Raw genomic sequence first — 19,911 nt, forward strand, 5'->3', positions numbered from 1 at the left:
TGATGACTGTTCTACAATCCTTTTGTCAATAGGGTTTGAGATGCTCTTACCCTGCCTTTTGAACTAGGAGATTTTATAGTTGTCGGCGATTATTTAGGCACTGTAGAATATGTCGGTATCAAAACTACGAGACTCAAAAGTATTAATGGAGAAGAAATTATTATCGCTAATACTGACTTAACGAGTTCGCGAATTCGTAACTTCAAAAGAATGGGTCAACGTCGAGTAGTATTGAACTTTGGAGTAATTTATCAAACTTCTGCGAAGCAGTTAGCTAAGATTCCTTCTTTAGTTGAAGATATTATTCATAATACAGCCAACGCAATATACGATCGGGCTCATTTTTCTGGCTATGGTGAATATAGCCTAGATTTTGAAGTAGTTTATTTTATCAATACGAATGACTACACCATTTATATGGATGCCCAACAGCAAATTAACCTAAACATAAAATCTGAATTTGCCAAGCACGATCTTGAATTTGCTTATCCAACCCAAGTAAATTACTTAAACAATTTGCCCGAATTAGATGATAGTAGCAATGGCAAACCAGCTACCGCTGCTTGTCAAACAGCCCATAGCCGATAGTGCCAAATGCTGCCGAACCTTAGCTGATACAAACTGCTAGATTAGATATTTAAACCAACCCCAACAAAGCAGCCATCAAAGCCTGTTGTGCGTGCATTCTATTTTCAGCCTGATCCCAGACGCGAGAGCGATCGCTTTCAATCGCCTCGGCAGTAATTTCTTCCCCTCTATGGGCGGGCAAACAGTGAAGAATAATACTTTGGGGATCGGCAAGTTCTAATAATTTCTGGTTAACTTGATAGGGTTGAAAAACAGGAATTCTACTATTAGCAGAATCTTCTTGTCCCATGCTAGCCCACACGTCTGTATAAACTACCTGCGCTCCTTCTACCGCAGCTTGAGGATCTTGTGTCACCACAATTTCCGATCTATCTCCTGCAATTTCCTTGGCTCGCGTCACAATTGCAGGATCGGGTTCGTAACCTTGGGGTGCAGCAATTCTCACATTTAACCCTGTTAACGCCCCTCCCAACAATAGAGAATGAGCCATATTATTGCCATCTCCTAAGTAGGTTAAAGTATTACCCTCTAAAGAACCAAAACATTCTTGTACTGTCAATAAATCTGCCAAAATTTGACAGGGATGTTCTAAATCTGTCAAAGCATTAATTACGGGAATTTGGGCATAATTAGCAAAAGTTTCTAAATCTGCTTGAGCATAAGTACGAATCGCCAAAATATCTAAGTATCTGTCTAAAACTCTCGCAGTATCTTCAATTGGCTCTCCTCTTCCTACTTGAGTCACGCTAGGATTGAGATCGATTACCTGTCCCCCTAGTTTATACATCGCGACGCTAAAAGATACTCTGGTGCGAGTAGAAGCTTTATAAAATAGCAATCCCAATACCTTATTACATTTAAGTTCTAGCTCCTGACTTTTTAACTGACGCGCTAGATCTAATAGACCTGTAATTTCCTCTGTATTTAAGTCCGCAGTACCGAGTAAATCTCTTCCTTTAAGCTGTTTCATACTACTAATCAATTAATTATCAGCCCAAAGCTATTAAATGAGGCTGAGATAGGGAAGAACTAATTTTAAAGCCAAAGGTCGACTCGAATCAAGAAAATGTTAAAACGGTAATACTGCCAAATCAACGAACGATCTATGCCAAATAAACTAAAGTTATGGTCTTATCTTGCTATAGGAGCTTTTCAGATTAGTTTGAGCGCTAGTTTGTTAGGTTATTGGGCAAAAAAAGCAGTAGGGGCAGAAAATATTATCTTGAACTATGGGGCGTTAGAATTTTCTGTCTCGGTAGATTCTTTGGAAACCTATGCCACAACAGGGGAACTTGAGGGATCTTTGAAAAGTTATGCAGGATTTTTAACTCCAGAGCAATTAGAACAATTAAAAGTGGGCTTAATTACCAATGCTGATTTTAGCCATTTGGCGATCGCTCAATTTCTCTATTCTTATCAAGGAGAAACCATCCTAGATAGAGTATCCAAGGTGATTAAAACCCAAGCCCGTCAACCAGGATTTTATGCCGTTCGTGCAGCATTAATTTTAGCTGCTGCCAATGAAGAGGAAGGGGGACTAACTCCCCTCAACGTCCTCAAAAGCTTTCCTACCAACACCCTGCGGATCGATTCTCGACAGGGATTTGAGCTTTTTAAAAATCTTAGTCGGGTGGTTCAAAAAAACAACCAGGGGATCGCAGCTGTCGAACAAACCGCACGGCAAGAAAGACAAAATAAAGCGACTGCAACCCCAGGAGTGAGAGATTTAAACTTATTAATCCCAGGGAAATATCGCTACAAAAAACAAGCTTTAATCATGAAAGATGTGAAACGAAAATACCCTTCTGGTAAAATTCGCGATCGCATTTTTCCTGTAGATCTTTATTTACCCAAAACCAAAACTCCCCAACATCTACCATTAATTGTCATTTCCCATGGCTTGGGCAGTGACTTAACTACTTTTGCCTATTTAGCAAAACACCTGGCTTCTCATGGCTTTGCAGTCGCTGTACCAGAACATCCTGGCAGTAGTGCCAGTCAGATCGAATCCTTGTTGACTGGTTTAGATAGCGATGTTACTCCTCCCCAAGAATTAATCGATCGCCCTCTAGATATCCAATTTCTGTTAGATAAACTAGCTCAAGATTATTCCTCAGAGATCGACACTAATAACGTAGGTATCATCGGTCAATCATTTGGTGCTTATACTGCTTTAGCGATCGCGGGAGCAGAATTAAATTGGTCTACCCTAGAAAAAGACTGCGATAACATCCAAAATTCTTGGAACTTATCTTTATTAATTCAATGTTTGGCTTTGCAAATACCTGATGCAGATGCCGAAATAGAACTCCAAGATCGAAGAATTAAAGCTGCGATCGCCATTAACCCTCTGACTAGTTCGATATTTGGTCAAAAAAATATCAGTAAAATAGATATTCCCATTACCATCGTTTCGGGAAGTTCCGATCCGATTACTCCTGCCCTCTCAGAACAAATTATTCCTTTTACTTGGCTTAATAATCCTGAAAAATATCTAGTACTCCTGAAAAAAGGGACACATTTTTCAACTCTCAATGAATCTGCTGGTAGTATCCCCGTTCCAGAAAAAGCGATCGGACCAGATCCTAAAATAGCTCAAGCATACATAAAACAGTTGGGTTTGGCATTCTTTGGCACATATATTCAAAAAAAAGCCAAATATTCCAGCTACCTCAATGCTGAATACGGTGATGTAATCAGCAAAAGAAAAATGCCCTTGAGCTTAATAGAATCCTTAGATCCCGAATTACTAAAGCTAAAATAAACTTTAGTTCCTGGCAAAGTTTCTTACAAAACCCCCGCATTACCCAACCCGAGAATTATCCCCGCACCTAAAATATGACCCAAACTAGTTGTTGCCAGCAATTCAGGAAGACCAAAATTGTCCCACACTTCAGGTTTGGGTACGGGCAAACTGGGCCCTTTGCCTGAATTTTGAATTGCATAGCGACCAATAGCAATACAAAACAAATTACAGATAATCATAATTATGGCTACGCTCGGATTCCAATCAATAGTAGAAGGAGTGTACTGCACCGCCAATATAAAATTAGATATCATTACCTTTTTAAACTCCTTTGCTCGTTAAATACTTTTTTTGGGGTTTTATCCGATTTAATAGGAATTATAAAAATCTCTCCGATTTAAACAACGTTTCTTCTAAATAATTAACAGTAATTCAAACTTTTGCTAAAAAAACATAATATTAATCGACTATAAGACCAATGCGAGTTAAAATCTGCGGACTTACTCAAGTAAATCAAGCTCAAGAAATTGTGACCCAGGGAGCAAACAGCTTGGGTTTTATCTGTGTCGAGAGATCGCCACGCTATATTCCTCCCGAAAAAATCAAGGCGATCGCCATTTCCTTACCGAGTAAGATTGATAAAGTGGGGGTATTTGCCGACCATTCTCTAGCAGAAATCACTAAGACAGTCGCAATTGCCCGATTAACCTCCGTACAGCTACACGGTGCAGAATCTCCTGACTTTTGCGATCGCTTGCGTCAAGCTCTACCTCCTAACATAGAATTAATCAAAGCTTTTCGCATTAAAACCCCAACTTCGTTAGAAGATGTAGAAGCATATTTAGATCGGGTAGATACTTTGTTGCTGGATGCCTATCACCCCCAAATGCTGGGCGGTACTGGTCACACCATTGATTGGCAAGATTTACAACAATTTCACTCCAGTCTTCCTTGGATGTTGGCAGGAGGCTTGACCCCAGATAATATTAACGATGCCTTATCTCGTTTAAAGCCCGATGGGATTGATTTATCGAGCGGTGTCGAGCGCGCCCCTGGAGATAAAGATTTAACTAAAGTTACTCAACTGTTTGAAAAATTAGCGAGCGTGAGATAATTACATACTTGCAAAATAGTTATCTCAGTATATGAAAGTATTAGTCGTTGGTGGCGGAGGCAGAGAACACGCTCTGGCCTGGACATTATTACAGTCCGATAGGGTCGAAGAAGTATTTTGTAGTCCTGGTAATGGGGGAACTGCAACTATGAAAAACTGCAAAAACATCCCCTTGGCTGTAGATGATTTTGTGGGAGCGATCGATACTGTAAAAAAATATAAGATCAATTTAGTGGTAGTTGGCCCTGAAGTACCTTTATCACTGGGTATTGTCGACCGCTTGCGCCAGGAGAAAATTGCGGTATTTGGCCCTACTCAAGCAGGAGCGCAAATAGAGTCGAGCAAGTCTTGGGCAAAGGAAATTATGACTTTGGCAAATGTCCCTACTGCTAAGTCCCAAACTTTTAGCGATGCTAATTCTGCCCAAGAATATATTCAAACCCAAGGCGCGCCCATCGTAATTAAAGCAGATGGTTTGGCTGCGGGGAAAGGGGTAATTGTCGCCATGACTCTCGTCGAGGCTATTGCCGCAGTAGATGAATTGTTGGGAGACAAGCCTGGCAAATTAGTAATTGAAGAATACCTGACAGGCTCGGAAGTATCTGTCTTGGCTGTTACTGATGGTAAAACCATTCGTCCTTTATCTCCCGCCCAAGATCACAAACGAATTGGGGAAGGAGACACGGGGAAAAATACGGGAGGAATGGGAGCATATTCTCCCGTACCTCTGGTAAGCGATGAATTAATGGCTAGAATTGAAACGGAAGTATTGCAGCCTACTCTAAAAGCCTTAAATCAAAAGAATATTGATTATCGAGGAGTATTGTATGCAGGTTTAATGATTACTCCCCAAGGCGAACCCAAAGTAATTGAATTCAACTGTCGTTTTGGCGATCCTGAAACTCAAGTAGTTTTGCCTTTATTGAATACTCCTTTAGAGGAAATATTAATCGCTTGTGTCGAACAAAAACTAGAGCAGTTACCCCCCATTAAATACAAAGCTGGTAGTGCGGTGTGCGTAGTGGTTGCTTCTGGAGGTTATCCCGATGCCTACGAATCGGGAAAAGCGATCGCAGGTATCGAATCAGCCGAACAAAAAGGTGCAATTGTCTTTCACGCAGGAACAAAACTAGAACGAGATCGAGTAATCACATCTGGAGGTAGAGTACTAGGTATTACTGCTATTGGAGATAACTTTGACAGGGCGATCGCCTCTGCCTATGATGCTTTAGAATCAATTGAGTTTGACAAAATGTATTATCGTCACGATATTGGACACAAATACAGATGAACACAAATGGTATAAATCTAGTTCAAATCCTAAGGTTTACTCTACATTTGCCGACACAGTTGATAAACTATAATGCAAGCAGCTTAACATTTATTATTAAAATTTCTTAAATTGCTAACCTTCATTACCAAAGTCAAGGAAATAATTGCCCTCTGGTGGTCTGAATTTACCCTCCAGACAAAACTAATGGCTGCTGCTACTTTAGTAGTTTCTTTGATCATGAGTAGTTTGACTTTTTGGGCAGTCAATACAATTCAACAAGAGTCTAATATCAATGACACTCGTTTTGGTAGCGATTTAAGCATCCTGATTGCCTCTAACGCTGCGCCGTTGATTGCCGAAAATGACATTGCTGGTTTAGCCCAATTCTCCAATCGTTTTTATCGCAGTACTTCTAGTATTCGCTATATCATTTATGCGGATGGATTTGGGAGCATCTTTTTTGGCATTCCCTATTCCCAAGCAGAAGTTAAAAACTCCTTAACCATCGAGCGTCGGATTAAATTGCCCGATGACTACGTTCAAAATACCGATCTACCTTTTGTCCGCCAACATCAAACTCCTAACGGACAGGTAACAGATGTATTTGTTCCTCTACGCCACGATAATCAGTATCTTGGGGTGCTAGCGGTAGGTATCAACCCCAACCCGACGATTGTGGCGTCTTCTAACCTGACGAGAGATGTAACCATTGCTGTGTTTATTACCATCTGGGCGATGGTAATTTTAGGGAATGTCTTTAATGCTCTTATGATCACTAGACCAATTAAAGAGCTTCTCGTGGGAGTCAAAAATATTGCTGCCAAAAACTTTAAACAAAGAATAGACTTACCCCTGAGGGGAGAATTGGGAGAATTGATTGCTAGTTTTAATCGGATGGCAGAAAAACTAGAAAATTATGAAGAGCAAAATATTGAAGAGTTGACTTCAGAAAAAGCCAAACTAGAGACTTTGGTATCTACCATTGCTGATGGTGCAATGCTAATCGATCCCGATATGCAAATTATTTTAGCCAATCCCACAGCCAGAAATATCTTTGGCTGGGGTGAAGATGTCATTGGAGACAATGTACTCCATCGTCTTCCCTCGGAAATAACGGTTAAATTAACCAAGCCACTATATCAGATGATTGAGAAGAAAACCCAGGCAGAAGCAGAAGTGGCAGGGACAGAGGAGTCTACTACCGTTGCAGATCTTCCAGAGCATCATTTTTCTAACCGAGATGAATTTCGGATTCGGATCGATCGACCAGTATCGAGGACTATTCGTTTGTTATTAAGTCGGGTTGTTGATGGTGGTAGTGAAAATATTAAGGGAATTGCCATGACAGTTCAAGATATTACTCGTGAAGTCGAGCTAAACGAAGCAAAAAGCCAATTTATCAGCAATGTATCTCACGAACTACGGACTCCTTTATTTAACATCAAATCCTTTATTGAAACCCTATCAGAATATGGTGAAGATCTAACTCAAGTACAACGTAAAGAATTTCTCGATACTGCCAATCACGAAACAGATAGATTAACTCGTTTGGTTAATGATGTATTGGATTTGTCTCGTTTGGAATCTTCTCGTACTTATGACTTGAGCGAAGTTTATTTGGCTCAACCCATAGAGCAAACTCTCCGAACTTGTCAGCTCAATGCCAAAGATCAAAATATTCAACTTCACCAAGATTTAGAAACGGATTTACCTCCTGTGGTGGGTAATTACGATCTGCTATTGCAGGTATTGACAAATTTGGTAGGAAATAGCCTTAAATTTACTAATTCGGGCGGAAAAGTGACTGTTAGGGCATATAAGACCAAAGCAGAATCAAACACTGTGGGATTGCCCGCAGTGAGGATTGAGGTTAATGACACGGGAATCGGTATTTCAGCAGAAGATAAAGAAGCAATTTTTGAACGCTTTTTTAGGGTAGAAAATAGAGTACATACTTTAGAAGGTACTGGCTTGGGACTTTCTATTGTGAGAAATATTATTGAGAAACACAATAGCCGAGTCTATATAGATAGCGAAGTGGGAGTCGGCACTACTTTTTGGTTTGAATTACCCATTTATCAGGTAAAAACAGAAGAAGTACTCAAATCTATGACTTAGGAAAATTACTGTTCGAGCTAGATAGATCCCAAGGCAAACAAAATACTGATCAAAATCAAGAAGGCGATCGCAATTAAACCTCGATGACGATATAACCAGTTTTTAATTCCCGTCCAACCTTGAGTACTTTTAGATATAGTTGACTCTACAACTAGAGGCTTATCGGCATCGTGAAATAGGGTACAGCTTTTAGCCTGGGGACGTTGGGGAAAATTGCAACTATCGTCGCGATCGTAAGTACAGCGATCGCACAAAGCACTATTGTCTTCAGACTGGTATAAGGGCATACCAGGATGACCGAATGCCTTTAAGGAATTATTGCAATTAGGACATTTTATCGCCTGAAAATCGACAGGCTGTTTGCATTTGGGGCAACTAAGCATTAATTACTAATTACGGGGAAACATTATTAGGAAACTTACGGATTTGAAATTCTTTGGTTTCAATCATTTTGTACTTGATGTTCATTTGCTTCATAACTGTTGAGAATTCTTTTTCAATAGCGACTAAATCTTCCAGTGGGATAGATTTCCACTGTTGACGAGTTTCCCAGCGAATTGTGAAAATAACTTTACCAGGTGCATCGGGTTCTATCCATACTTCTTTGCCCAAAAAACCTGAATAGGTAGCGAGGTTGGCAGTCCAAATTGCTTCATCTTTCTGGATAAACTGTTCTCGCGAATTAGAATCTACCGTAAACTTAAGCCATTCAATTACCATATAATTTTACAAAGAAATTCAGAATATCTATGGTTCGTTATTCTAGTATCTAATAACATAGTAAATAAATTTGAGGTAATTAGAGAATGGATAATAATGATTGGCTAAAGCAACTATTAATGGTGGGTATTGGTACTACTTCTTTGGTCGCAGAAAAAATTAAGGAAGTTAGTGAAGAATGGGTCAAAGACGGCAAAATTAATCCAGAGCAAGCCAAATCTTTTGTGGATGACCTGATGTCACAAATGAATACGGAATCTGAAGGGGTGCAAAAGCAGGTGGAAAGACAAATGAAAAATATGTTGCAAGATTTGGGCGTACCTCGTCAAGCGGAAATGGACGAACTACGGGGTAGAATAGATCGCTTAGAACGTCAAATTAGGGATTTAGAAAACAAAAATTGGCGTTGAAAATTGGCGTTGAAAATTGGCGTTGAAAATTAAATAGCGATCGCTTGAAGGACACTATCGCTACCATAAGATATTATTGAGATTGTAAGCTTAGATAGCTTAAGATCAATGGAATTACTGATAAGCAAGCAGTCCAGGCTATTTCGCGAGCAATAACCATTGAAAATTTGCTAAATCTAAATTCTATTAAAGATTATGGAAATTTTACTAACTTTGCTCGGGTAATATCGGGCAATTGATAATTTATAATTAATTAAGCAAACATTGAAAATTTCTGTCAATCTTTAGAAATTTTTTCTTGAGATTTCAGATACTTAAATTTCCTCTAAAAGAACCAATCTGTGATTACATTAACTTTATTACACCCTCTTCAACCCGTAGAAATTCAAAGCTGGACTTTTCGCGATGAAACCAATATCAAAATTGGTCGTGCGACTAACAATGAGGTTGTTCTATATAGTGCCGTTGTCTCTCGTCATCATGTTGAAATTAGAAAATCAGGAGAAAATGACTGGGAAGTGGTGAATGTTGGCTCGAATGGAACTTATATTGATGACAAGCGCATCGAACAGACTAAAGCAGTAAATGGAATGATTTTTCGTTTGGCTAGTTCTGGACCTAAAATTTTAATTAAAATCGAAACAGAGTCTGATGCAGAACAATTAAATTCTTCTGAAGAACAATCTCGAATCAGAAGACAACCAAAAGGGGCAAAAGATACTCTCATTAGTTAATCGGCAATTATTTCTCTAATTTGAGCTAGTTCTAAAGATTGAGGAACTGTGGATTTTGTTGCGCTCAACCATAACAAATACTCTACATTACCCGCAGGTCCTTTAATGGGAGAAATCGTCAAACCCTTATATTCCCAGCCTAGAGATTTGGCACTATGCCAAACTTGAAGAATTGCTGAAGCCCGATCCTCAGGGTTGCGTACCACTCCTTTTTTGCCAACGCGATCGCGTCCCACTTCAAATTGAGGTTTTACTAACAAAACGACTTCTTTGGGCAAAGTCAACAAATTCCAAAATGTCGGCAGAACCTTGGTTAAAGAGATAAACGACAAATCCATTACTCCTAAGTCTGCCATCGGCGCATCACTATACAAGTCTTCAGGAGTAAGATGTCGTATATTAGTTCTTTCTCGTAAAATAACGCGATCGCTTTGGCGAATCGTCCAAGCTACCTGCCCGTATCCCACATCAACACCATATACTAGCTTTGCTCCCGACTGTAGCAAACAGTCAGTAAATCCTCCTGTAGAAATTCCACCATCAAGACAAATTCTGCCCTCAACCTCAATGTTAAAAGTTTGCAGTGCTTGGATTAGTTTTTTTCCTCCGCGAGATACATAAGGAGGTTTTTCTTTGACTTCGATTTGAGCAGTAGTTTTTACTTCTGTTCCTGGCTTATCGATGATTTCTTGGTTAACCTTGACTTTCCCCGCCCTAATTAAACCTTGTGCTAATGCCCGAGAATCACAAAGTTCGAGACTTACTAAGAGTTTGTCCAATCGCTGTTTTGTCAATAGTTAACTTGCTCGATAATTTTTTTTAGTTTACCTTACCCAGAGCAAAATATTTAATTGAGGATAAAGTTTTATGACTCAAACTTTAAGCACCCACGGATTTAACTTTAATTTCGATCTCAAAGATCACAATATTCTTATTGTTGATGATAATCCCACTAACCTATCAGTAATTGTGGATTTTTTAGAAAGTTCTGGACTAACTGTTTTGGTTTCTCAAGATGGAGAAAGCAGTTTGAAACGGGCTAAATATGCCAAGCCAGGAATTATTTTATTAGACGTGTTGATGCCTGGAATTGATGGCTATGAAACTTGCAGTCAGCTCAAAAGCGATCCTGAAACTCAAGATATTCCCGTAATTTTTATGACTGCCTTATCCAGTACGGAGGATAAACTTAAAGGTTTTGAAATGGGCGCGGTAGACTATGTAACTAAACCTATTCAGCCAGCCGAAGTATTGGCGAGAATCAAGCTTCATCTTAAACTACGCTACATGACTCAAACCTTGAGCAGACAAAATGAAGTTTTAACAGCAGAAATAGAACGGCGCAAAAGAATTCAAAGTAGATTGGACAAGATTAATTCTAAGTTAAAACAAGAAGTACAGGAGAGAATCGCAGCTCAAAAAGCTCTCAAGGATTTGAATTTGGAATTAGAACAAAGAGTCAAACGACGAACGGTTTTATTAGCGAAAAGCAATCATAAGTTGCAACGGGAAATTGTCGAACGCAGACAAGCGGAGACTCAACTTAAAAAGTCTTTGATCGAAAAGGAGGTATTGCTCAAAGAAATTTATCATCGAGTAAAAAATAATTTATTGGTGATTTCTAGTCTGATAGAAATTCAGAGTAGCTGTATTGAAGATCCCCAAATTATTAGAATTTTGAAAAATAGTCAAGATCGAATTTATTCGATGGCATTGGTTCACGAACAATTATATCGTTCGGAAAATCTTAAAGAAATCGATCTGGGTTTATATATCAAAGCTTTATTGGAGAAAATATCGAGTTCTCATGTTAATTTAGACGAGAAAATTAATTTTATTGTTGATACTCAAGAAATTCATCTTAATATCGAAACCGCTAATTCTTGTGGTTTGATTGTCAATGAACTAGTAACTAATGCTCTAGAACACGCTTTTGTAGATCGAGATCGAGGTAGTATCTGGCTAATTCTCAAACGTGGCAACGATCGCAAAATATTATTGACTATTAAAGATAATGGTAAGGGGCTTGCTCCAGATTTTAACTTTCTTGAGGCAGAATCTTTGGCTTTACGACTAGTAAGGATTTTAATCAGACAATTGGAAGGAGAAATGGAACTAGATTTAGATGGAGGTACTGGCTTTAAAATTACTTTTTCCGAACTAGATTATAGCGATCGCTTTTGATTTTACCCCATCACTTTTTGTCTAGTGCTAGTTTGGCAGCTAGAGCGATCGCTTGAGGAAATATTCTATGTTCTTGTATCTGGATGCGCTGGTGGAGTGCGGTTAAATTATCACCAGGTAAAATAGGTACGGCTGCTTGCATCAGAATTGTACCACTATCGACTTCTAAACTGACTAAATGAACGGTACAGCCTGTAATCTTTACTTTGGCAGCTAATGCCTGTTCGATGGCATTTATTCCTTTAAAACTGGGTAGCAAACTAGGATGAATATTAATCGTACGATCTTGGTAGGCATCGAGCAATACTTGGGTCATAATCCGCATCCATCCCGCCATAATCACCCAATCTACACCATAAGATTGCATAACAGTAATAATTTGCCTGTCTAAGTCTTCTCTTTGCCGATACTTTCTATGATCTACTAGTACCGCAGGTATATGGTATTTTTCGGCGCGTTCTTTTACTTTTGCACGGGGATTGTTATAAATTAAAACTTTGATCTGGGCATTAAGCTGTTTATCGGCGATCGCTTTAGCTACAGCCTCAAAATTAGTTCCACTACCAGAAGCCATAACTCCCAACTGAAGAGGTGGAGATTCTGCTGTCTTACAAGGAGATAATAACGGCAAATTGGGAGATATTAACACGCTATTATTGTCTGGGAGACTTTGAAGGGTAACTGATTCACTCATTAATTTTAATTTATTCTCAAAACAGGCGGAGGAAGGGAGTGCCTATTTTCTCCTCTTCTCCCTCCCCTTACTGATATCTAGGTTATTGCAAGCCAAGCCAAGCCAAGAAGCCTTTTCCTGTTAAATATTCAATCAACAAAATCGCCGCAAAACCAATCATGGCTGCACGAGAATTCAACCGTTCGGCATAGGAGTTAAAACCAAATTTAGGATCTTCTAAATCGGGAGTTACGCTGGGTTCGAGATTATTTTTTGACATATTCTTTCCCTGAGTTGTCTAGCTAAATTAACAAATCTTTACTTTTATATTGTAACTGCTAATCCTTCGCTAATTTCTGGTGGCGTACCTCAATTACGGTATGGACGTTGCCTCTGGGGGTGAAATCGCCTTTCACCGTAACTTCTAGAGGATCGCAAGCAGCAACAAAGTCGTCTAAAATTTGATTGACAACTTCTTCATGGGGAATATAGCGATCGCGGTAGCTATTAATATAAAGTTTAAGAGCCTTTAATTCCACTACTTTTTGGTCGGGAGAATAGGTAAGATAAATCGTGGCAAAATCAGGATAGCCAGAGAAGGGACATTTACAAGTAAATTCTGGTAGGGTAATGTTAACGTCGAATTTACGACCAATGCGGGGGTTGGGAAAAGTTACTAATTCTCCTTCAGCAATTTCTCTTTCCCCATATTTCATTTCATCAGTGCTAGTTGATTCGGGAGAAATAGTCATAAATACTACTTGCTATACTGGTCAATTTACTTAATTTTATTGCCTAGATATTGTATCAGTTGCACAGTATCTAAATACTGATAAAACGTTAAAAATAGATTTTTGGTGAGGGATATAAGATTGTGGATAGAGCTAAGACTTTCAGAAATTCGATTAACAATTAGATTAAATTAAAAATTAATTAGTTACGTTAGTTATGGGAGTTGCTTTTGTTACCGAACCATTATTGACTCCCATTGTAAAGTTGAGTGGGACATCGGGATAAGCCTTGATTACCTGTCGATATACAGCATGATTGGTGGGTAGATTGATTCTTTCGCCATCTTTGTTGTATTTTACTCGATACTCCACCTGGCGTAATGCTTCGGGAGCGCCTATTTTTTCATAGGGCTTTTTCTTGCCCCCTTCGATATCATCTACTGTTGGTCTGGGGGGTTCTTTGGGCCACCAAACCCCTTGGTCATCTTGACGTACTGCACCTTCTGGCTTTACTCCATTGATACTAGTCAAAGAAACCGACTCAAATTCTTCATATCGGGGTCTTTTATCATTAGTGCGATCGCTTTCATAGTAGGGTACTCGCCAAGTAATAGTAGCTTTAGAAGTTGCTTCGTACTGGGATGATTGTTGAGAGCCACAACCATTAAATAAGACAGCCATACTCATGGTTGCCGATACTAAGCAAATTTGACTAAATTGCTGACGGGGAAAAAGTAAAAAATTGTCTTTCATAAGTATTTTAATTTAGATGATATCTCTTTATTATCTCTTGTTCGGTATTCAAAATAAGGTTTTAAAAAGATAAAAAATATGTGAATATATTTAGAAGATGACAATGTAGGAAAGAAGTACTATCAGAGTTGCATATAAATATAAAAAAGTTAGTTAAGAGATGGTCAAAAGTATATTATTAGGATTATTAGTAACGGCGATTGTACCAACTACTCTTGCGGAAGCTACTGTCATAGGAAACATTTCCACTATTTCATCTCTCCAAGTTTATCCAAAAATCAACTTAGCTAATGGTTGCGCCCCCTTAGAGCAAGAGACTTACTGTCTATCTGCCGATCGCCAAAATAACGGTAGTCTGGATACTTATTCCCCACTATGGCTGACAAATATTGCAGACACATTATTATCTGGATCTATGTTCCAAGGATGTAGAACAAACTCAATCATAAGAGCCTATTCTAGAGGAGCAAGCGATCGCATATCTCTAACCAAACTAACTAATCTAGGCTGTGTTTTGACCGCGAAACGAAAGAAGGAGCTAACACCTTTTCAGAATAAAATTAATCAAAAGCGCAACAATAGTTTTCCCAGTTCAATCAAGCCAAAAATTTCAGTTGAGACTCCCAAAAAATTTCCCAAATTATCTCGCAGTAGTCTGATTGTGGCATTCCCTAAAGCAGACAGTACTTTTATCCTCAAGAGTAGCAAATTAGCGCATCCTGCTCCAGAAACAAAAAGAATTGCTAGTCCTTTTGGCTGGCGCAAAAGACCTTATAGTTATCAACTTCAGTTTCACCAAGGAATCGATTATGGTGCGCCTTTAGGTTCGCCTGTGGTAGCAGTGGGAGACGGAATTGTCACTAGGGTTGTCTCTGGTTGTCATGATTTTGGCAACTTGTTTTGTGGCGGACAGTTGGGTAACTGGATTGAAATCGACCACGGTAATGGCACTCTGGGAGTCTACGGTCATTTAAAAAATAACTCGATCGCCATTAAAGAAGGGATGAAGGTTTGGAAAAATCAGGAAATTGCTCTGGTGGGTAGTTCGGGTTGGTCTACAGGGGCGCATTTGGATTTTCGTTTTAAGGTAAATGGTAAATACGAAGATCCCGCTAAATATGTTATGGCGATCGATGAATAATTAGTAATTAGTAATTATTGCAATGTCAACTTTTGCCTCATTAGAGGAAGCTTTAAAACACTTTTTTGGCTATGATTCTTTTCGCCCTGGGCAAAAAAAAATTATTGAATCTACCCTACAAAATCAAGATTTATTGACTATTATGCCCACTGGTGGCGGGAAATCTCTGTGTTTTCAGTTGCCCGCTTTAATTAGAAACGGCATCACTATTGTGGTTTGTCCTTTGATCGCTTTGATGCAAGATCAAGTAGATTCCTTACAGGATAATGGTATCAATGCAGTCTACCTTAATAGTAGCCTGGAATACGAGGAAAGGCGATCGCGTCAGATTGCTATCTTGGAAAATAAAGTTAAGTTGCTTTATGTTGCTCCCGAACGGCTGTTAAACGAGCGTTTTGCCTTGTTCTTAGAGCGCGTACAGTCACAGGTTGGTATTGCAGCGATCGCCATCGATGAAGCCCATTGTGTCTCGGAATGGGGACACGATTTTCGTCCTGAATACAGCAAGCTAAAGTTATTGCGCCAACGTTATCCTCAAATTCCTCTCCAAGCATTAACTGCTACTGCAACCAAAAGGGTACAGCAAGATATTATCCAACAGCTAGGTTTGCGATCGCCAGATATTCATGTAGCTAGTTTCGATCGACCTAACATTCATTATGAAGTTCAGCCCAAAGATCGTAATATCTATCCCAAAATACTGCGAGAAATTCGCCAAGCAACAGGGGCGGGTATAATTTATTGTCGCAGTATTAAAAGCGTTACCAAGTTGACTGCCAGACTGCAAAAAGATGGCATTAAAGCTTTACCCTATCACGCCCAATTGTCATCTCAAGAACGCAGTCAAAATCAGACAAGTTTTTTGCGGGATGACGTTCGGGTAATTGTCGCTACCGTTGCTTTTGGTATGGGGATTAATAAACCCGATGTGCGATTTGTTTTTCATCACGATTTACCAGGTAGCTTAGAAAACTTTTATCAAGAATCTGGGAGGGCTGGTAGAGATGGAGAGCCTTCTAAATCAATTTTGTACTTTAGTTATGGCGATCGCAAGAAAATTGAGTTTTTTATCGAACAAAAACCCGATCTCAACGAGCAAAAGATCGCCACTCAACAACTACGTCAGACGATCGACTATGCCGAAGGAAATGATTGTCGTCGTACAATTATTTTGCGTTATTTTGGCGAAAGATATCCAGGTAATTGTGGCAAATGCGATAATTGTCTCAATCCCAAACCGATTGAAGATTGGACGGTAGAGGCACAAAAGTTTCTTTCTTGTGTCGCTCGTTGCCAGCAAAAATTCGGTCTAAATCATATTGTAGATGTCTTAATTGGTTCGCGAAAGCAAAAGATACATCAATACGGACATCACTTACTATCTACCTATGGTATTGGTAAAGGTAGGACAGCGGATGAATGGCGCATGCTGGGTAGATCTTTAATCCATCAAGGCTTAGTGGGGCAAACCACCGATGGTTTTCCTATTTTAAAACTGAACAAACGCAGTTGGGAAATTTTTCGCAATCAGTTACCAGTAAAAATTGCTGTCGATAGCCACCAAAGTAAAGGGACAATAACTTATAATCCTCGTCAAGCAGAAGCGGAACTTTTATTTGAAAAACTGAGAAAACTCCGCAAACAAATAGGCGACAAAAATTCTCTTCCTCCCTACATGATTTTTGCTGATTCTAGTTTGAAATTAATGGCACAAATACGTCCTAAGACTATTGTTGAGTTTGGTAACTTGTCGGGGGTAAACGAATATAAAGCACAGCAATATGGCGAGAGTTTTATCTCAGCCATTCTCGAATTTGATGCACTCCACAAATTACCCGTCAGTCTTCCTTCTAAAAGTGAAATGACTACTCTTCAGTTGTATCAACAGGGTTTAGGAGTAGCAGAAATTGCGCGAGAAAGAAATATAGCAATATCTACCGTCAACACCCATTTAAGCAATTTGATTGAAATGAATCAGCCAGTTGCGATCGATAAGCTGGTAAAAGCAAATAAACAACAGGCAATTATTAAAACTATCGAACAGATAGGAGATACTACTCTTTCTCCGATTAAAGATATTCTAGGGGAAGACTATACCTACGATGAAATAAGATTAGTACGAGGCTGGTGGCGTAGAGAAAAAAAATAAGCTAGAAAATTAATATGGCTTGCAAAATGTATCGATTGAAGAATGAAAACTTAAAACTCAAAACTCAACTAGCTTTTTTACGTTTTTTTTCGGCTCGTTTTTCTAAAATAGCAGCACCAATTAGAAAGACAATCGTCAAAGGAATAACACCATAAAGCATAATCGAACTATAGAGAGCTAAACTGGGGTGATTTAGAGATTTTAGTATCAAAAAGCAATTATATGCCAAATAATAAAACAAAAATAATGACCCTTCCAAGCGATCTATGCGTTTACCAGAATAAAAAATAGGCAGACAAGCAAAAGCAACTGCGATCGCTACTAAAATATCAAATCGAATTACTGTTTGACTGACACCAATCCCACTGGGAGATATTGTTCCAGCAATACCTAAGACGGCTAAAATATTAAAAATATTACTGCCCAAAACATTACCCACGGCGATATCTCTTTCTCCTCGAAAACTAGCCACTACCGAAGTAGCCAACTCTGGCAAAGACGTACCCAAAGCAACAATAGTCAAACCGATCAAAAGTTCGCTAACACGAAATCCTTGAGCAATCTCTACCGCCGATTTGACCAACAAACGCGAACCAAAAATCAGTAAGATCGAACCGCCAATCACAAAAATAATATTTTTGATCCATAGCTGAGGAGTAACATCCCCCGAAAAACCATACTCGTCAGCAAATTCATCTTGTTCTGCACCCTGTTTGCTGCTTTGATAAATTAAAGACAGAGTGTATACTATCCCGCCAATAAACAAGATAATGCCATCAACCCTAGTTATTTGCCCATCTAAACTAAACATCAACAATAGTAGAGATACACCAATCATAATTGGTACATCAGAACGAATTATTTGCTTGGTTACTACCAAGGGCGCAACGATGGAAGATAAACCCAAAACTAGAAGAATATTACAAATATTACTCCCCACAACGTTACCAACAGCAATGTCGCTTTGACTAGAAAAAGTAGACATGATGCTGACAGACATTTCTGGCGCACTCGTACCGTATGCCACAATTGTTAGTCCAATAATTAAGGGAGAAATGCTTAATACCGCTGCAATTTTCGATGCGCCCTTAACTAAAAACTCTGCACCAACTACCAATAATACCAATCCTAGTATTAAGGTTAAAAATGTGATCGGATTCATAAAGACGTAAAAATAAAAATTTGTTCTATTACCGATTAGATTAATTCAATTGCGATCAAACGTCACAAGTCACTCATAACTTGTAATATCTACTTTATTCACGCTGGTTGTCAAATCTATTGGTAGTGATGTTTTACAAGTATTTATTCTTTGCTGAAAAATATAATGTATTATTTTAGTATCCAAATAAACTGAAGATTAAAATACATCTTAAAAATAGTTGTGCTTATGAAATCTCAATGGTTGGCTTCGTTGATATCTGCAAGCTTAGTAAGTCTATTGTCAGGAGTCAACCTAGCCGAATCTCAAGAAACCCAGGAAACCAAATTTATTTGTGGGGCTTGGCGAGAAACACCCATGACTGTGGCTCAAACACCTCGCGGTAACATTCCGATTGTTTACTGGGTTAGCGACTGGGTAAACGATTCTAGCAGTGATTTAACACCTCAACGCCGATGCGAAACGGTTTCAGAAAATTTTCAACAAGCTTACGATCGCGGAGAACTTCAATACATCACTACAGGAGTTAAAAACGGTCAAAACATAGTTTGTGTGGCACAAGAAGAAAATGGACCTTGTGTTTCTCAGCTATTTACTCTTAAGCCTGGTAGCGATCCGACTGAAAGTGTCAAACAGCTTATGAATATTGGCGATAACTACGCTTCTGATAGTGGCGGGCCTCTATATCAAAGTAGTGGAGCGAAAAGACTGTATATCAACTTTGAAGATTTTCTTAACCAAGCCAAACAACCTGAACCTTAAAGGAAATATTCGTAACAGTATAGTTTAAGTTTGATTAATCTTTGCTTTTGGACTTGAAAATTATTAAGAATAAACTGTAACCTAATTGAAAGGTCACACCAAATTATTTAGCTTGATCGCATTAACCTAAAGATATATATCTCATGAAAAAACGTTTTTTGTTACCTCTAGCTTGTTCCCTATTGCTTGTTCCTACTGTTGCCAACGCTTCTGCAACCAGTATCTTAGAAGTGAATAACATCAAATCTAATGAATCAGGATTTATCTTAGCTGGTTTTTTAGACAGCATTACTGATGTCAAAGAAGGTGTTGAAAGTGTTCGAGATACTATTGATACAACCAATGAAACAACCACAGATACCATTGATGCTGCCCATGGAGTTAATGAAGGCGTCGGTAATTCTAAGAAGATTGTTGATGGTGGTGGTGAATCTCAAGAGAGCGAGGTTATTGAAAATACTGAGGTTATAGAAACTACAGAAGGTCAAGTAGAAAACGGAAGTTCTTTCTAATAGTTGGTTAATAAACTACTGGAAATTGCTTTTGAGATAGACACCATTAAATTAAATCAATTGAAGTAATCTAGCAAAAAAAAGCGGAATTGGTAATAATTTCGCTTTTTTTGTTTTGTAAGCCTTTTTCACTAGCTAAAT

General features: G+C 38.8%; 22 protein-coding genes and 1 pseudogene. 13 read left to right on the forward strand and 10 right to left on the reverse strand.

What is annotated here, in order from left to right; genetic code table 11:
* Positions 1-51: 51 nt before the first annotated feature.
* Together I4641_RS24240 and I4641_RS17445 are read left to right on the forward strand one after the other, a co-directional pair.
* Positions 52-198, forward strand: a pseudogene (locus tag I4641_RS24240) (mechanosensitive ion channel domain-containing protein); the annotation flags it as partial.
* 12 nt (positions 199-210) lie between these two features.
* Positions 211-588, forward strand: coding sequence for a hypothetical protein (locus I4641_RS17445; protein ID WP_369426826.1), 378 nt, complete (start codon positions 211-213; stop codon positions 586-588).
* A 49-nt stretch (positions 589-637) separates the two neighbouring features.
* Here I4641_RS17445 and argF read toward each other — a convergent pair whose 3' ends face one another.
* Positions 638-1,558: an ornithine carbamoyltransferase gene (gene argF / locus I4641_RS17450; protein WP_229641860.1), complete on the reverse strand. Its 921-nt coding sequence runs from the start codon at positions 1,556-1,558 to the stop codon at positions 638-640.
* A 135-nt stretch (positions 1,559-1,693) separates the two neighbouring features.
* Here argF and I4641_RS17455 point away from each other — a divergent pair, with 135 nt between their 5' ends.
* Positions 1,694-3,352 (forward strand): alpha/beta hydrolase, encoded by a 1,659-nt coding sequence (locus tag I4641_RS17455; protein WP_229641861.1) that lies wholly within the window; start codon positions 1,694-1,696, stop codon positions 3,350-3,352.
* A 23-nt stretch (positions 3,353-3,375) separates the two neighbouring features.
* On the opposite strand, the gene psaK is transcribed toward I4641_RS17455, so the two are convergent.
* A complete protein-coding gene (psaK, locus tag I4641_RS17460) occupies positions 3,376-3,648 on the reverse strand; it encodes a photosystem I reaction center subunit PsaK (RefSeq protein WP_229641862.1) in 273 nt (90 codons plus the stop codon).
* Between the two features lie 164 nt (positions 3,649-3,812).
* On the opposite strand from psaK, the gene I4641_RS17465 reads away from it, so the two are divergent.
* From I4641_RS17465 to nblS, 3 genes are all read left to right on the forward strand, one after another.
* A complete protein-coding gene (locus I4641_RS17465; protein WP_229641863.1) occupies positions 3,813-4,448 on the forward strand; it encodes a phosphoribosylanthranilate isomerase in 636 nt (211 codons plus the stop codon).
* A gap of 31 nt (positions 4,449-4,479) precedes the next feature.
* On the forward strand, positions 4,480-5,739 hold the full coding sequence (purD, locus tag I4641_RS17470; protein ID WP_229641864.1) for a phosphoribosylamine--glycine ligase: 1,260 nt from the start codon (positions 4,480-4,482) through the stop codon (positions 5,737-5,739).
* Between the two features lie 111 nt (positions 5,740-5,850).
* On the forward strand, positions 5,851-7,839 hold the full coding sequence (nblS, locus tag I4641_RS17475; protein WP_229641865.1) for a two-component system sensor histidine kinase NblS: 1,989 nt from the start codon (positions 5,851-5,853) through the stop codon (positions 7,837-7,839).
* Between the two features lie 17 nt (positions 7,840-7,856).
* Here nblS and I4641_RS17480 read toward each other — a convergent pair whose 3' ends face one another.
* Both I4641_RS17480 and I4641_RS17485 read right to left on the reverse strand, forming a co-directional pair.
* Positions 7,857-8,222 (reverse strand): zinc ribbon domain-containing protein, encoded by a 366-nt coding sequence (locus tag I4641_RS17480; RefSeq protein ID WP_229641866.1) that lies wholly within the window; start codon positions 8,220-8,222, stop codon positions 7,857-7,859.
* 10 nt (positions 8,223-8,232) lie between these two features.
* Entirely contained in the window at positions 8,233-8,559 is a 327-nt protein-coding gene (locus I4641_RS17485) for a TIGR03792 family protein (RefSeq protein ID WP_229641867.1), read from the reverse strand.
* Positions 8,560-8,645: 86 nt separating this feature from the next.
* Here I4641_RS17485 and I4641_RS17490 point away from each other — a divergent pair, with 86 nt between their 5' ends.
* Positions 8,646-8,969 (forward strand): phasin family protein, encoded by a 324-nt coding sequence (locus I4641_RS17490; RefSeq protein WP_229641868.1) that lies wholly within the window; start codon positions 8,646-8,648, stop codon positions 8,967-8,969.
* 341 nt (positions 8,970-9,310) lie between these two features.
* Entirely contained in the window at positions 9,311-9,703 is a 393-nt protein-coding gene (locus tag I4641_RS17495) for an FHA domain-containing protein (protein WP_229641869.1), read from the forward strand.
* Here the strand turns inward: I4641_RS17495 and I4641_RS17500 are convergent.
* Positions 9,700-10,497 (reverse strand): TlyA family RNA methyltransferase, encoded by a 798-nt coding sequence (locus I4641_RS17500; protein WP_229641870.1) that lies wholly within the window; start codon positions 10,495-10,497, stop codon positions 9,700-9,702. The two genes, I4641_RS17495 and I4641_RS17500, sit on opposite strands and share 4 nt — an antisense overlap.
* Before the next feature lie 73 nt (positions 10,498-10,570).
* On the opposite strand from I4641_RS17500, the gene I4641_RS17505 reads away from it, so the two are divergent.
* A complete protein-coding gene (locus I4641_RS17505) occupies positions 10,571-11,887 on the forward strand; it encodes a response regulator (protein ID WP_229641871.1) in 1,317 nt (438 codons plus the stop codon).
* Between the two features lie 10 nt (positions 11,888-11,897).
* On the opposite strand, the gene purN is transcribed toward I4641_RS17505, so the two are convergent.
* The 4 genes from purN to I4641_RS17525 form a co-directional block, all read right to left on the reverse strand.
* Complete coding sequence (purN, locus tag I4641_RS17510) at positions 11,898-12,581, reverse strand: phosphoribosylglycinamide formyltransferase (RefSeq protein ID WP_229641872.1); 684 nt, start codon at positions 12,579-12,581, stop codon at positions 11,898-11,900.
* Between the two features lie 82 nt (positions 12,582-12,663).
* Positions 12,664-12,840 carry a CAB/ELIP/HLIP family chlorophyll-binding protein gene (locus I4641_RS17515; protein WP_229641873.1) on the reverse strand — a complete coding sequence of 59 codons (177 nt, stop codon included), beginning with the start codon at positions 12,838-12,840 and terminating at the stop codon, positions 12,664-12,666.
* Positions 12,841-12,898: 58 nt separating this feature from the next.
* Positions 12,899-13,312, reverse strand: coding sequence for a preQ(1) synthase (queF, locus tag I4641_RS17520; protein WP_229641874.1), 414 nt, complete (start codon positions 13,310-13,312; stop codon positions 12,899-12,901).
* 177 nt (positions 13,313-13,489) lie between these two features.
* A complete protein-coding gene (locus I4641_RS17525; protein WP_229641875.1) occupies positions 13,490-14,044 on the reverse strand; it encodes a hypothetical protein in 555 nt (184 codons plus the stop codon).
* Between the two features lie 160 nt (positions 14,045-14,204).
* On the opposite strand from I4641_RS17525, the gene I4641_RS17530 reads away from it, so the two are divergent.
* Together I4641_RS17530 and recQ are read left to right on the forward strand one after the other, a co-directional pair.
* Positions 14,205-15,185, forward strand: coding sequence for a M23 family metallopeptidase (locus I4641_RS17530; protein ID WP_229641876.1), 981 nt, complete (start codon positions 14,205-14,207; stop codon positions 15,183-15,185).
* A 22-nt stretch (positions 15,186-15,207) separates the two neighbouring features.
* Positions 15,208-17,334, forward strand: a complete 2,127-nt coding sequence (recQ, locus tag I4641_RS17535; protein WP_229641877.1) for a DNA helicase RecQ — start codon at positions 15,208-15,210, stop codon at positions 17,332-17,334.
* Positions 17,335-17,398: 64 nt separating this feature from the next.
* Here recQ and I4641_RS17540 read toward each other — a convergent pair whose 3' ends face one another.
* On the reverse strand, positions 17,399-18,496 hold the full coding sequence (locus I4641_RS17540) for a calcium/sodium antiporter (protein ID WP_229641878.1): 1,098 nt from the start codon (positions 18,494-18,496) through the stop codon (positions 17,399-17,401).
* Positions 18,497-18,724: 228 nt separating this feature from the next.
* On the opposite strand from I4641_RS17540, the gene I4641_RS17545 reads away from it, so the two are divergent.
* Positions 18,725-19,258 (forward strand): COP23 domain-containing protein, encoded by a 534-nt coding sequence (locus tag I4641_RS17545; protein WP_229641879.1) that lies wholly within the window; start codon positions 18,725-18,727, stop codon positions 19,256-19,258.
* 143 nt (positions 19,259-19,401) lie between these two features.
* Positions 19,402-19,770, forward strand: a complete 369-nt coding sequence (locus I4641_RS17550) for a hypothetical protein (RefSeq protein ID WP_229641880.1) — start codon at positions 19,402-19,404, stop codon at positions 19,768-19,770.
* Positions 19,771-19,911 lie beyond the last annotated feature (141 nt).

This window comes from Waterburya agarophytonicola KI4, from assembly GCF_020640915.1.
Classification (GTDB): Bacteria; Cyanobacteriota; Cyanobacteriia; order Cyanobacteriales; family Xenococcaceae; genus Waterburya; species Waterburya agarophytonicola.

Excerpts from the sequence above, each read along its gene's own strand:
- I4641_RS17445 (WP_369426826.1), top strand. The coding sequence starts at position 211 with ATGGGTCAACGTCGAGTAGTATTGAACTTTGGAGTAATTTATCAAACT.
- argF (WP_229641860.1), bottom strand. The coding sequence starts at position 1,558 with ATGAAACAGCTTAAAGGAAGAGATTTACTCGGTACTGCGGACTTAAAT.
- I4641_RS17455 (WP_229641861.1), top strand. The coding sequence starts at position 1,694 with ATGCCAAATAAACTAAAGTTATGGTCTTATCTTGCTATAGGAGCTTTT.
- psaK (WP_229641862.1), bottom strand. The coding sequence starts at position 3,648 with ATGATATCTAATTTTATATTGGCGGTGCAGTACACTCCTTCTACTATT.
- I4641_RS17465 (WP_229641863.1), top strand. The coding sequence starts at position 3,813 with ATGCGAGTTAAAATCTGCGGACTTACTCAAGTAAATCAAGCTCAAGAA.
- purD (WP_229641864.1), top strand. The coding sequence starts at position 4,480 with ATGAAAGTATTAGTCGTTGGTGGCGGAGGCAGAGAACACGCTCTGGCC.
- I4641_RS17480 (WP_229641866.1), bottom strand. The coding sequence starts at position 8,222 with ATGCTTAGTTGCCCCAAATGCAAACAGCCTGTCGATTTTCAGGCGATA.
- I4641_RS17485 (WP_229641867.1), bottom strand. The coding sequence starts at position 8,559 with ATGGTAATTGAATGGCTTAAGTTTACGGTAGATTCTAATTCGCGAGAA.
- I4641_RS17490 (WP_229641868.1), top strand. The coding sequence starts at position 8,646 with ATGGATAATAATGATTGGCTAAAGCAACTATTAATGGTGGGTATTGGT.
- I4641_RS17505 (WP_229641871.1), top strand. The coding sequence starts at position 10,571 with ATGACTCAAACTTTAAGCACCCACGGATTTAACTTTAATTTCGATCTC.
- purN (WP_229641872.1), bottom strand. The coding sequence starts at position 12,581 with ATGAGTGAATCAGTTACCCTTCAAAGTCTCCCAGACAATAATAGCGTG.
- I4641_RS17515 (WP_229641873.1), bottom strand. The coding sequence starts at position 12,840 with ATGTCAAAAAATAATCTCGAACCCAGCGTAACTCCCGATTTAGAAGAT.
- queF (WP_229641874.1), bottom strand. The coding sequence starts at position 13,312 with ATGACTATTTCTCCCGAATCAACTAGCACTGATGAAATGAAATATGGG.
- I4641_RS17525 (WP_229641875.1), bottom strand. The coding sequence starts at position 14,044 with ATGAAAGACAATTTTTTACTTTTTCCCCGTCAGCAATTTAGTCAAATT.
- I4641_RS17530 (WP_229641876.1), top strand. The coding sequence starts at position 14,205 with ATGGTCAAAAGTATATTATTAGGATTATTAGTAACGGCGATTGTACCA.
- recQ (WP_229641877.1), top strand. The coding sequence starts at position 15,208 with ATGTCAACTTTTGCCTCATTAGAGGAAGCTTTAAAACACTTTTTTGGC.
- I4641_RS17540 (WP_229641878.1), bottom strand. The coding sequence starts at position 18,496 with ATGAATCCGATCACATTTTTAACCTTAATACTAGGATTGGTATTATTG.
- I4641_RS17545 (WP_229641879.1), top strand. The coding sequence starts at position 18,725 with ATGAAATCTCAATGGTTGGCTTCGTTGATATCTGCAAGCTTAGTAAGT.
- I4641_RS17550 (WP_229641880.1), top strand. The coding sequence starts at position 19,402 with ATGAAAAAACGTTTTTTGTTACCTCTAGCTTGTTCCCTATTGCTTGTT.